Genomic DNA, 13058 nt, shown 5'->3' on the forward strand with positions numbered 1-13058 from the left:
CAGGTTATGCTGAACAATTTGTCCAAAAATTCGGATTAAATTTGCAATCTACCAATATTATTATTAGTGAAGTCGATGAATTTATTCATGCCGTTTGACAGTTTTAGTTGGTGGCAACAAACGCCGGTATATCTTTTATCGACCTTTTTGGTTAGTTGGATATTTAAGTTGTTCGGAATGCCCATCGACCGATTATTTGCTGATGATGACGATAAGAAGAAGCACCATCGCCGACATTGGCGAAAATAAGATGTGAGTAGCGATAATATTATCAACAACCCTAGCCGTCTCACAAAGTTTAATAAATAGCAATATGAACGGAAAGTAAGGACTTCTCATCTGGAGGTCCTTTTTTTACAGTCATGATAATGCCAAACGGTTATTTAAATTTTTATATAACCGAACTAAAACCCCGAAAAAAGTCGGCGAATGCGGTAGAGTAATACTAACAATTAGTTAGTAGAAAGGACGATGACCATGACGTATTCAATTGGTGAAGTGGCGGAAAAATGTGGGGTGACGGTGCCGACGTTGCGCTTTTATGAAAAAGAAGGCTTACTGCCGGCGATTGCGCGCGATGCCGCGGGTCGCCGACAATTCAGTGACCATGACTTAGAACTGGTTTTACAAATTGTGAACTTGAAACGGGCGGATGCGTCGTTGGATGAAATCGCGCATTTTTTGGACTTGTATACGGCCGGTTCGGCAACTTTGCCAGCGCGGGCGGCTTTCTTTGCGCAACGGGCCGATGCCTTACAGGCGCAAGTGGAACGGCTACATATCACGCAAGTTTATGTGCAATACAAGCAATGGTATTACGACCAAGCCGAAGCGGTCGGTGGTGTTGAACATCTCGATGAGACCCAGCCAGAACTGACGCAACGGTTTGGGCATTATTTGACGCAGACGGGTCAAACGGCGGCGCGAGAGACGTTAACGGCGGTCTTAGCTAAGTATCCCGCTGGGTTGTGTGCGGTTGATTTGGACACATTGCTAGTGGCTGAGAACTAAATTTTTGACCTCAACCCGCCTTTAGGTGCTACCTTAAAACTATCAACTTTAAGGGAGCAATTTATGATGACAAAAGTATTAGTAGTTGTAACTAATAATCATCGCTTCGGCGATCAAAAACGCGCCACGGGCTTATGGTTAAGTGAAAGTGTACATTTCCACGCGGTGATGGCCGCCCATCAAATCGACGTCGACTATATGAGCCCGCGCGGCGGTTATGTGCCGTTAGACCCCGGTAGTTTAGCGGACATGGATGACACGACTTGGCAATTTTATGATGATGAAAAGTTCCGGAATCAGTACTTGGCTAAAACGTTAGCGCCCGCCGATGTTAATCCGGCCGACTATGCCGCCATTTATTTTGCGGGTGGTCATGGGGTGTTATGGGACTTTCCGAACAATCCGGATTTAGCTAAAGTGGCCGATGCCATTCATCAAAATGGTGGGATTACGGCGGCGGTTTGCCACGGGGTTGTCGGCCTATTAGGCTTACACGCCACGGACGGTACCGAATTAATTGCCGGTAAACACGTCGCGGGCTTTTCAAATGAAGAAGAAGCCATCAATCAATTGACTGATGCGGTGCCATTTTTGACGGAAGATGCACTGATTAAAGCTGGTGGTCAGTACACGAGTGCTCAAGCGTACACCGAACACGTTGTGGTGGACGGTAAGTTAGTGACTGGTCAAAATCCGCAATCGGCCAAAGGCGTCGCGGATGCAGTTGTTAAGTTGTTACAAGCCTAGGGAGGTCTTAATCATGACTGAATTTACAGATGAGTTAACGTTAAAATCCGGCGTCACTTTAAAGAATCGGTTGATGATGTCGCCGATGACGACGCGGCAAAGTTTCTTTGACGGTCAAGTGACGACTGATGAAATTAACTATTATGAACGTCGGGCGCATGGTGTTGGGGCGATTATTACCGGGGCTGCCAATGTCCAAGATGGTGGTAAAGGCTGGCCCGGTGAGTTGAGTATTGCGCATGATACGATGATTCCGCGGTTACATGAGTTGGCGACCGCCATTCAAGGTGCCGGTGCTAAAGCTATCGTGCAAATCGTACATGCTGGACGGATGACGGATCAGGCGACCTTGAGTGGCGTTCAGACGGTTTCGGCGAGTGCTATTCCGGCAGCTCGACCGAATGCGGAAACGCCTCGTGCGATGACGGATACGGAAGTCCAAGCGACGATTACCGCGTTCGGTGAAGCGACGCGGCGGGCGATTCAAGCCGGTTTTGACGGGATTGAACTGCATGGTGCTAATACTTATTTGATTCAACAATTCTTTTCACCGCACTCCAATCGGCGGACCGACAATTGGGGTGGTGACCGTGAAAAACGGACGCACTTCATTAAAGCCATGTTAGATAGTGTCTTTGCGGCGGTGCGTCAATATGCCGACCGTCCTTTTATTGTAGGATATCGGGTCTCCCCGGAAGAGTTTGAAACCCCTGGGATTCGCTTTGCTGACACGTTGTATTTGATTGATGAATTAGCACAGTATGATTTGGATTATTTGCACGTGTCCCTTAATAACTATGACCGCGTGGCGCGCGCTGATGACTATCAAGCGCAATCAATTTTGGCGTACGTTAAGGATTATGTTAATGGCCGGTTACCGGTGATGGGCGTCGGGCAAGTCCGCAATCGCGCCGATGTGACGAATGTGTTGGCCCATGCCGACTTAGTGGCGGTCGGTGAACAGCTTTTATTTGACCCAGATTTTGCTAATAAACTAATGACGGGCCGTGATGCGGAGGTCTTGACGGGTACTTTTGAACAGTTATTTGCGCAACAACGTGATCAATTTAGTTTACCACTAGCTGATTTTTTGGCGGCACGTTATCAATCAACGCCGAACATATAGCCATTGCGATACCGATAGTGTGTTGACGTAACCTTGTAATACTGAGGGTGACCATCTGCGATTGATGCTTGTTGGCTAACTAGCAAGCCTGATTATCTTAATAATGACCTAAAATACTGCGCGCTAACAACGATAATTTCGTTAGCATGCAGTATTTTTTCGCGCTTGAGTTTTATACCAAACTTTGTCAAGGCCAAGTTTGGTTTAAAAACTTTCCAAATGAACCTAAAAAGTAGGCTCGAACCCGTGACTAGCAGTATTGTACAAGTGGCTTAAACAGTCGGATTTTATGACTGCCGAACCACTTGTCTGTTGCTTTAGTTATACGAGGGGGTGAATGCCATGCGGTCAAAATTGTTTGCAGTCGTCTTAGGTCTGTTGACAGTTTTACTGCTAGTCATGACCGGCGCCAAGACGGCTCGTGCAGATGCAATTGATAGTGTTGGTCTGAGTGGTAGTGAAGCCACGGTTACAGATCGTTATGGCAATGTAATTAAAGATCCAAGTACGTTGAGTAAATGGGAAGATTACGATATTAATTATCAGTGGTCAATTGAAGATGGGACACCAATTGCTGATGGCGATACGACCACGGTTCATTTGCCAGATGGGGCGGTGGCTGCCAATGATTTGAGCTTTCCAATGAAGGATTCGGATGGCTTTGTGATTGGGACCTTCACCATCAAAGCCGGTGAGACCAGTGGGGTTATTACATTTAACGACAAGTTGGCATCATCCGGGACTAACCGACACGGGACGTTACAATTTTATGTTAGAGGGACCGCAATCGATACGAATGTCAACTTAGATTGGAAGCTGAATAAGGTTGGCTGGATTGGTGGGTATGATGACCATGGTAATCCGACGACGTTAACTTGGAACATGGCGTTCAATCCACAAGGTAAAAATTTAGGCCGGGTCGTCGTCACTGACCAACTCGGACCGAATCAGACCTTTATTCCCACTTCGGTGAATGCTGAAGCTGGCAGTTATAACGAAGCTGGCATGTTTATCGGTGATGGGACGAAGTTGCAGCCAACTGTGACCGTTAATGGCTCCCAAATTACATTTGTGTTTGATAACGTGCAAACTGCGGTCAATATGACGTATCAAAGTAAGTTGACTAAGGTTGGTGATAACGGTGACACCTGGAGCAACAATGCGACGTTAGATGGTGTTACCGTTGGCGGCCGCATTACGTGGGGCGGCAGTGGGACCGGTGATGGTGATGCTGGTGATTTAGGTAGTGTCATCTTAATGAAAACCGCCGGCGATACTGGCCAGTCCTTGAACGGCGCCGAGTATGAGTTGCAAGATTCAGACGGGGTCGTCATTAAACCGACCTTGTCAACGACGAGTGCTGGCAGGATTTATGTGGCCGATTTAGCTCCAGGTAAGTATCAATTCGTTGAAGTTAAAGCGCCCGATGGCTATGAGTTAAATTCGACACCGATTCCGTTTACGATTGAATCCGGCGTGACGACACCAGTCAAGTTAAGCCAAAGTGATCCGCCACTACCGGTCGCTAAAGGATCGGTAACGTTGACGAAGTTTGCGAAAGATTCAACGCAGACCTTGGCCGGCGCGGAATATGAGTTACGTGATGCCAGTGGTCAAACTTTAAAGACTGGGCTGACCACTGATGCGGCTGGGCAATTGACGGTTCACGATTTGACGCCGGGGGACTACCAGTTAGTCGAAACCAAAGCGCCAACCGGGTATCTGCTCAATGGCACCCCGGTCGCCGTAACGATTACGGCTGGCACGACTAGTACGGCAGTGCAGGTGACTCAGAGTGATGAACCAGAACCGGCTAAAGGAGCTGTGACGTTGACGAAGTTTGTTCAAGATTCAACGCAAACCTTGGCTGGCGCGGAATATGAGTTACAGACTGAAAATGGGCAAGTCCTCCAAACTGGGTTAACGACGGATGCCAACGGTCAATTGACAGTGTCGGACTTAACTCCCGGTAAATATCAATTAGTTGAAACCAAGGCACCCAATGGTTATGACTTAAATACTGACCCGGTACTTTTTACGATTGTCGCCAATGCGACGAGTACGCCAGTACAAGTTAAGCAAAGTGATGTCGCAACCTTGGTCAAAGGGGCGGTTACATTGACTAAGCTTGCCAGCGATACCGCTAAAACGCTAGCTGGAGCCACTTATGAGTTACAAACTGCCACCGGCTTAGTGCTGAAAACGAATTTGACGACGGATGCGTCGGGACAATTGACGGTCACTGAGTTAACACCGGGTGATTATCAATTTGTCGAAACGCGGGCCCCGCATGGCTATGCAGTTGACGCGACGCCGATAAAGTTTACCATCGCGGCGATGGCCACTGCGAAACCAGTGACGGTTACTCAGCATGATGAGCCATTGGTGCCGCCAACCGGTATGGTCACGTTAACAAAAGTCGCCGCCAACTCGCAGCAACCGTTATCCGGGGCAGTATATGAATTGCGTACCTTGAATGGCCAAGTGTTGCAAAGTGATTTAACGACTAATGCGCAAGGCCAGCTGGTCATTAAGGAATTACCAGTGGGAACTTATCAGCTGATAGAAGTTAAGGCTCCGCATGGTTACGAGTTGAACTTGCAACCGTTAACCTTTGAGATTCCGGCAACGGACGCCGCGGTCGAGCTGACGATGACCCAAGTTGATGCGGCAACCCCGTTACCAGCACTGGGCCAAGTTATTTTGGCTAAAACGGCGGCCGAAACGCAACATCGGTTAGCCGGTGCGCAGTACGCCTTACAAACGGTGAGCGGCCAAGTGATTAAGACCGATTTAACCACTGACGCTTCCGGCACGTTAACCGTGACAGGTTTAGCGGCAGGGCAGTATCAATTTGTGGAAACCAAAGCGCCGGCGGGTTATACCCTTAATCCGACGCCGTTACCGTTTACGATTACCGTTGGTGAAATGACACCGGTACAAGTGGCGGCAATCGATACGACGACTGCCGTAACGCCACCGCTACCACCAATTACACCACCGCTACCACCAATTGTGCCGCCAGTAACGCCACCAACTGGGCCACTAGTACCGCCAATTAAACCAGTCGTACCGGGGTTACCGAGCGTGCCGCCAAGTACGTCAGTAGTTCCCAATGAACCACAACCGGTACCACCCGTTAGTCCGCAATTGCAGCTAATACCAAGTTGGCCGTCACTGCCGACTAATTCGACAACTACGGGGCAACCAGGCGTACCAGGAAGACCATCAGCCGGATCAGCGCTTACTAATAATTCGACTAATGGCAATTTACCGGCGACCGGTGAACGGCGCTCATCGTTAGTTTGGTTAGGCTTATTGTTAGGCGTTATGAGTTTGTTAGCTTGGGCTGGTTGGCGGCGATTCCGCACTAAGTAGTCCAGTAAGAATATCATTCAAAAAAGTCATTGAATCACGGCTAAAAGGGTGCCAATGTTGACGATCACATTTGCATTGGGTGCCGGAATGTCAGCATTTAATGACGGAATAAGCACGACCAAGGAGTCGCCACTATTTGTTAGTGACGACTTTTTGATCGTGCTTAAATGATCGGTGTTATCAGTGGTAAGTCAGCTACCATAAGTTTTTTCATAGATGTGATGGCGCCACTATTTTTTGAATTTGAAGTGTGGTGGCTGCGCATTCCAAGTGAGAACTGCTGGTAGTAGGCAAGGCAAAAGGAGGTTGCTCATTAAGATGCCAGTAATCGTTAGCCAACTGATTGCTTGTAAAGTGGCGGTCGGCCCCCAGCTAAGTGGTAGCAACCAGCCAAGTTCAAATAATGTGAGTGGGCCGACGAGTTGACCGGTGAAATAAAAATGCGTGACCATCGCATCGGGCTGCCACGGGGCGCGCCAAGTTTGCCAATTTAAAGCAAAACTATTCAACGCGAGCCAATGTAATGCAATGAACCAGCCGCTGATGAATAACGCCAACCAGGGCAGTTGGGCTTGGTTGGTTAATAACCGGGCCCCCGTTTGAACGAGTCCCCAACTTGACCAATAAACGCCTAGTAGGCCAGCGGTGGTCATTAGTGTGATGGTTAATGACCGCCAAATTAGACCGCCCATTAATGCGATGATTGCGAGCGCAAGTAATAGCCAAATGAGTGCCTGTTGCTGCCAGCGCTGGTGCACAGGAGCTTGTTGGGCGGTGTCACCGGTGTAGCTAAGTTGTGCTGTCTGCAAAGGTGTTGCGAGCAGGGTGGCCGTGACGGTTTGCTGAATGTGGGTATAGGTCTTGAAGCTAGTTGCTTGAGTGGCTGGTGTTTTCAAAGTAATCACGAGTTGCGTTTGCCGACCATCGCGACTCGTATTTGTCACCAGACTAGTCAGAAAATCATTACTATTGGCCGTATTTGGTAGTAAATAAAAGCTTTGACTAAGTTGACTTGCCTGCCATCCTTGCAATAGTTGCAAAGTGGCGGTCGTCGTTTGGGTAACCGCCAATAATGCTTGTTGCACGGCTTGGGTTTGGTGGCTAATTTGCGTCAAACGATGGGTACGTTGGCGGTCGTTGTCGCGCAACTGAGTTTGCTTAGCAGTCAAGGCGGTTGTTAGGTTGGCAGCGGTCGTTGTTAACTGAGTCGCTCGTTGCCAAGTATGACGCGTGGGTTGATGACCCAATTTTGGTAGTAATTCGGTTAACTGATCCGTAGTGGCTTGCAACTGAGCGAATTGTTTTTGGGCCCTAGCCCAGATTTTGGTATCAGCGGGTTGCTTAGTGGCTTGGTAAGTCGTTTTTAATTGTTTTTGAACCAGGTTTAGTGCCAATTGATTACTGATTAAATTAGTTTTTAACGTTGTAAATTGGCTCGCCAAATAATTATTAGTTATTTTAGTGCCGCCGGGTTGTGTGACTGAAGTGACTTGGGCGACATTGGGTAAATGCTGTAGCTTGGTGGTCAAATTATCAATCGTTTGTAAGCCACTTTGCGTTGTTAGCCGGTGTGGATTACTGATAGTCAGCACGACGGGGGTGGCTGCGCCCGGGCCAAAGTGGGCCGTCAATAATTGTTGACCGCGTTCGGCGTTAGTCATGTGGGCCAAATTCAGCGGACTGAATTGTTGATAAGCAACGATCGGTCGGGCCAGCAACCAGCCGGGAATTAGCATCAGCGCAACCACGCACAAACTGACGGCCGGATGTCGATTACTCCAGTGGCTAAGGGTCAGCCATAAATTATGGGTCCGGGGTTGCCAAGCATGCGTTCCTGGCCAATAGACACTGTCGCCCAGTAAAATCATCAAAGCATAGTTCAATGGTGGTACGGCCAATAGCGCCATGATGATAATTAAAATCAAGATCCAGTTCGTTGCTAAAGTCAAAATGGACGTCAGCATCAAACCACCAGCGATGAATATCAGGGCACTTAGTAATGGCAACCAGCGTTTATATTGAATCATTAAGGTCGCCAGTGCCGCTGGACGACCAGCGGGTTGTAACTTAGTCACAGCCCAGTAGTCGTGCATAAAAGTCCAAGTGAGTAAGGTACTCAAAAGAACGGCAGTCACGCCCAAGATTGGCAGGGCATTAGGACTAAAAGGCCATTGCCAAGCGCGGATGCTATTGGCAGCGAGACTCGTACTAGTGAGCAAAACAATGGTTTGCATTAATAAATTAATCAATGGTACGAGTAATGACCGGAAAATACCGGCAAGCAGTAGTGCGCTCAACAAGCTCCCGAGACCTAATGTCAGTAATAACATTTGGCGCTGCGCGTGTTGCCGTCCAAGTTGAATCAAGGTCGGACTAGTGACTGCGGTTTGAAGCCCCGGCAGCCGGATTGCTTGCTGTAGTCGCGTAGCACTAGTAGTTAAGTCATTAGCTTGCAAGTCAACGGCGGCTTGGGCCCGGATGGCGGCGCCGTCACTACTTTGAAATTGACGGTTAGTCTGGTGGCCATTCGTTTGCACAGTTTGAAGTTGTTCTAAATTATAATAATTAAGATTAGCTTGTAAGTCCGTCAGCTTATTTTGAATTTGCTGTCGTTGGGTGCTGGTTAGGGGCCCATGCGGATTGGTGAAGACTAAAGTGACATTAGTTGCATGGTCTAAGTCGCGGCCCCACGCGGGTGTACTAGTGGCTTTGGTTTCGGGTGTTAGTGGGGTGGTCAATGCCGCAAGATCTGGCAAGCTAACGACACTCGCTAATACGACGAAGCCCCAAAATATCAAAAATAAAATATGTGCTGATAACAATTTTTTCATCGTCACGGCCCCCCACCATGCGTTTTTACTGCCATATTAGCATGGTGACTGCCGGATTGTCCGGTTCATACGTCCTGGCGAAGCTAGTTCGGGAATTTAGTAAACAAGTATGCTATCCTTGAAAATCGGGAGGAGATGAGTGGGGTGAAAACCGATCGCTTTCAAGCATTCAGTGATGGCATTTTTGCGATTCTAATTACCATTCTAGTATTGGAGTTTCATATTCCTGATTATCGTGCTGGGCATTTGTTAGCGGCGTTAGCGGGGCAGTGGCCATTATTTTTATCGTATGGATTTTCGTATTTTTACGTTGGAACCTTATGGCTATTTCATCACGACTACTTTAGTATGTTGCAACGTATCGACCGCAACGTGAACTTGTTAAATTTATTAATGTTATTTAGCATCACGTTGTTGGACTATCCGATGTCGTTAGTGGCGGACGCGTTAACTAGTCAAAATCGCTTCGATATGCAAACGGCGTTTATTACGTATGATGTGGTGGCACTCTTTATTTCAGCGACTTTTTATTGGATGTATTTGTATTTACATCGGCATCAAGAACTAAAAAATCCGCAGGTTAGCAGTGCCTTCTACGCTGCCATCAAATTCGACCCTGTCCGCAGTGTGAGTATTTATGCGCTAGCAATTGTGCTGACATTTTGGTCTGTTTGGCTAGGCGCCCTGTTATTAGCCGGTGGTATAATTTTTCACTTCATTGCGTATTTACGCATGAGTAACCAACTAACAATTGCGAAAGGAAGTGCAGCATGACCGATTATTCAGCATTACTCGGCCCAGACCGTTACGACATTGCCGTACGTTTGAGCACCCAATATCATTTAGACCCCAGCCAAGTTTTGTTTGGCTATTTACAAGTTGTCAGTGAAGTCACTGGTGGCGATCACGCAACGAAAGGCGCCCTGGATGACCCCAAAGTGATGGCCGTAATTAATGAACAATTTGAACATTTCTTGAAACGCCGGCATTGATATCGGTGGATTTGTTAGTGGGCTTAATCACCGTTGCCACACGTGAAGTGCGACTTGGAATCACTGACGTTGAGTGATTAAGAAAATATTTCTGAAATAATTGACAACAAAAAACTCGTAACAACTGGTGACATTCTTTCCGGTTGTTACGAGTTTTTTTATTGTCACAACTTAATTTATTGGAAAAATAAATGGCACCGTCCAAGTTTCGGCCATGGCTGGCGTTAAGCGCAAATGTCGTGGTTGTTCAGCTGTTCGAGACCAGAATAAATATTCTTGAGTGGTGGCATTAATCACCGCCCGATAATGCGTGTAGTTATGGCTAAGCTGATGGCGACGATGCGCATCATAGGGCAAGCTAACTTGGGCTAACCAGTTCATGATAATGGCGTTAGTCGTTACTGCTGATACGGTTGGACTGCCCCAACGTAATAGGGCCATTCGATTAAAACGGGCAGTCGGAACGTCACCGGTAGGGAGCGGGCGCTTTTGGGCGTGCCAATTTTGTGCCGCCGTGATGGTATTAGTCGTGAATTTTGACGATGGTTGGTCGAGCAACTTCGCCAAGTTTTGCAGGTGGGTTGTTAAAACGGGGGTATTCGTCAAAATACCACTGGGATTGACTTGCGCCTTTAAGGGCTCGCCCGTTGGCTCAATCACCAAGGTTTGGCCCGTATTATCACTCAAAAGCCAATGAAAAGGGTAAACAAAATCGTCATCCGCCCACGATTGGGCGACCAGTTGAACGTGGGGCAAATCGGCGACAACTTCGGCCAAGTTGCGATGTTGCGCTAACACCCAATTAATGAAGTCTTGCGGGGTTAAGTTGATTTTTTTAGGCGCGGGCTGATCGGCGTAGCGGGCGGCATGTGGTAAATAAAGTTCGGCACATGTCAGGCCAGTTTCATTGACGCCATCGGCCATCAAAGGTTCTGGCCAATTGACGGGTAGTCGGCCACCACCAAGATAGGCATAGCGGGCTACCATGGTCGTAGCTAATCCGGTGTGCCATTCGAATCGGCGCGGTAAAAAGATTGGTCGCCATGGCGTCGTAGTTGGAAAGTCCATTGTGCGGGCCAGCAAGTGTTGGTGAGCTAAATTTTCATAAGTTAAGCTGGTACACATCGTGACATCCCCATTCAAGTGAGTTCGTTAAGCTCAGTATACGCGTGTTGGTCAGATGATACTAATGGTCTAAGAAAATGTATACTCGGAAATGGCGGGCTGAAGGTGTCCGGCGAATTTTTGATGCGAAAATTATTTATTCAAGGATTAATAGCCAGATTTGAGTGAATCTTAAACACGTGTACTGTTACTAGAGGTCAACACTTTAAGCAAGAATAGTGCCGCTAATACAACTAAATTGGTCGTGAAATATTATTAAATGCACTATATCGTGACCAATAGTCAATATATTTTAAATAAAAACTCATGAAGTCAATCTCATGAGTTTCTAATTTTTAAAACTGTGCTATAATAAAGTTTCAATAACTATCAAAGCGAGGTCTTCATAGTGAGTGGATATAACGTCGCGATTGTCGGTGCTACTGGCGCAGTTGGTGCGCGGATGATCAAAATGGTGGAACAAACCAGTTTACCGGTCAACTCGGTAAAACTTTTAGCATCAAGTCGGTCAGCAGGTAAACAATTACAATTCAATGGTCAAGCCTTAACCGTCGAAGAAACTGTTCCTGAATCATTCGAAGGAATTGATTTAGCACTTTTCTCAGCGGGTGGCTCAGTATCAAAGAAGTTTGCCCCTGAAGCTGTCAAACGTGGTGCCGTGGTTGTTGATAATACGAGTGCGTTCCGGATGGACCCTAAGATTCCATTAGTCGTTCCTGAAGTGAATGAAGACGCCCTTTATCAACATCATGGAATCGTGGCTAACCCGAACTGTTCAACCATCCAAATGGTGGTTGCCTTGGAACCAATCCGCAAAGCCTTTGGGTTAAAGCGGGTCATCGTTTCAACTTACCAAGCCGTTTCTGGTGCTGGTAATCGGGCATTGCAAGAATTACATGACGAAACCCAAGCTTACTTGGACGGTAAAGATATGGAAGCGCATATTTTACCGGTTTCTGGTGACAAGAAGCATTATCCAATTGCCTTCAATGCCTTACCACAAATTGACGTCTTTGAAGAAGACGGCTATACGCATGAAGAATGGAAAATGATTCATGAAACCAAGAAGATTATGTGTGGCGGCGACATGGATAGTGACGACATCAAAGTAACCGCTACTTGTGTGCGGATTCCAGTGCCAGTAAGTCACTCCGAATCAGTATACTTTGAAGTCGAAGATCCTAAAGCGACGGTTAAGGGCATTCAAGATGCTTTAGCAGCTGCACCGGGCATCGTGTTACAAGATGATCCCGATAACCAAATTTACCCTCAAGCGCATAACGCTGAAGGGTCTCGCGATACGTTCGTCGGTCGGGTTCGTCCGGACCAAGAAACGCCGCAAGCGTTCCAAATGTGGGATGTTTCTGACAATATGTTAAAGGGTGCCGCATGGAACTCTGTACAAATTGCGGAACACATGCACAAATTAGGATTATTACACATGCAATAAAACATTAACAGGTCAATTTCAATCGAAATTGACCTGTTTTTTTTGAACAAAAGTATCATCACCAAAATAAGTGAAATATTTATAAAAGAAATTAACCCAATTGTTTCCTGGTTTGTCTTAGACATGGGTGATAGTGATGACCGGTGAATGGTTAGCGGTCAAAGATTATTTTTAGATTAGTAAATAGCAATGTTTACGGTAGCTTCGTACAACGGATACTTATTTGAAATCCAATAATAGTTGTTAAAACACTGTTGAATACCAGCTTGAGTGCGATGGCAACCAAGCACAATACTGTTAGCAGTATAAAAAAATAGTTATGATAAAAATGTGCACGTGAACATAAGACAAGTGCTAAAGTACTAGTGTTTTTGCGCATATTAATATACTGGTTGCAT

General features: G+C 46.9%; 9 protein-coding genes. 7 read left to right on the forward strand and 2 right to left on the reverse strand.

The window, feature by feature from the left end:
* The first annotated feature begins 477 nt into the window (after positions 1-477).
* From DY78_RS00960 to DY78_RS00975, 4 genes are all read left to right on the forward strand, one after another.
* On the forward strand, positions 478-1011 hold the full coding sequence (locus DY78_RS00960) for a MerR family transcriptional regulator (RefSeq protein ID WP_024626085.1): 534 nt from the start codon (positions 478-480) through the stop codon (positions 1009-1011).
* Positions 1012-1077: 66 nt separating this feature from the next.
* Entirely contained in the window at positions 1078-1758 is a 681-nt protein-coding gene (locus DY78_RS00965) for a type 1 glutamine amidotransferase domain-containing protein (protein WP_024626084.1), read from the forward strand.
* 13 nt (positions 1759-1771) lie between these two features.
* Positions 1772-2884, forward strand: coding sequence for an NADH-dependent flavin oxidoreductase (locus tag DY78_RS00970; RefSeq protein WP_024626083.1), 1113 nt, complete (start codon positions 1772-1774; stop codon positions 2882-2884).
* A 342-nt stretch (positions 2885-3226) separates the two neighbouring features.
* Positions 3227-6262: a SpaA isopeptide-forming pilin-related protein gene (locus DY78_RS00975; protein WP_024626082.1), complete on the forward strand. Its 3036-nt coding sequence runs from the start codon at positions 3227-3229 to the stop codon at positions 6260-6262.
* 230 nt (positions 6263-6492) lie between these two features.
* Here DY78_RS00975 and DY78_RS00980 read toward each other — a convergent pair whose 3' ends face one another.
* Positions 6493-9093 carry an MMPL family transporter gene (locus DY78_RS00980; protein WP_024626081.1) on the reverse strand — a complete coding sequence of 867 codons (2601 nt, stop codon included), beginning with the start codon at positions 9091-9093 and terminating at the stop codon, positions 6493-6495.
* A 135-nt stretch (positions 9094-9228) separates the two neighbouring features.
* Here DY78_RS00980 and DY78_RS00985 point away from each other — a divergent pair, with 135 nt between their 5' ends.
* Together DY78_RS00985 and DY78_RS00990 are read left to right on the forward strand one after the other, a co-directional pair.
* Complete coding sequence (locus tag DY78_RS00985) at positions 9229-9867, forward strand: TMEM175 family protein (protein WP_081754423.1); 639 nt, start codon at positions 9229-9231, stop codon at positions 9865-9867.
* Positions 9864-10085, forward strand: a complete 222-nt coding sequence (locus tag DY78_RS00990; RefSeq protein ID WP_024626079.1) for a hypothetical protein — start codon at positions 9864-9866, stop codon at positions 10083-10085. Before DY78_RS00985 ends, DY78_RS00990 begins: the two co-directional genes overlap by 4 nt.
* A 171-nt stretch (positions 10086-10256) precedes the next feature.
* Here DY78_RS00990 and DY78_RS00995 read toward each other — a convergent pair whose 3' ends face one another.
* Positions 10257-11210: a linear amide C-N hydrolase gene (locus DY78_RS00995; protein WP_024626078.1), complete on the reverse strand. Its 954-nt coding sequence runs from the start codon at positions 11208-11210 to the stop codon at positions 10257-10259.
* Positions 11211-11598: 388 nt separating this feature from the next.
* Between DY78_RS00995 and DY78_RS01000 the strand changes: the two genes are divergently transcribed.
* On the forward strand, positions 11599-12660 hold the full coding sequence (locus DY78_RS01000; protein WP_024626077.1) for an aspartate-semialdehyde dehydrogenase: 1062 nt from the start codon (positions 11599-11601) through the stop codon (positions 12658-12660).
* Positions 12661-13058: the final 398 nt, after the last annotated feature.

It is taken from the genome of Lactiplantibacillus fabifermentans DSM 21115, from assembly GCF_000498955.2.
In the GTDB taxonomy this organism is placed as follows: Bacteria; Bacillota; Bacilli; order Lactobacillales; family Lactobacillaceae; genus Lactiplantibacillus; species Lactiplantibacillus fabifermentans.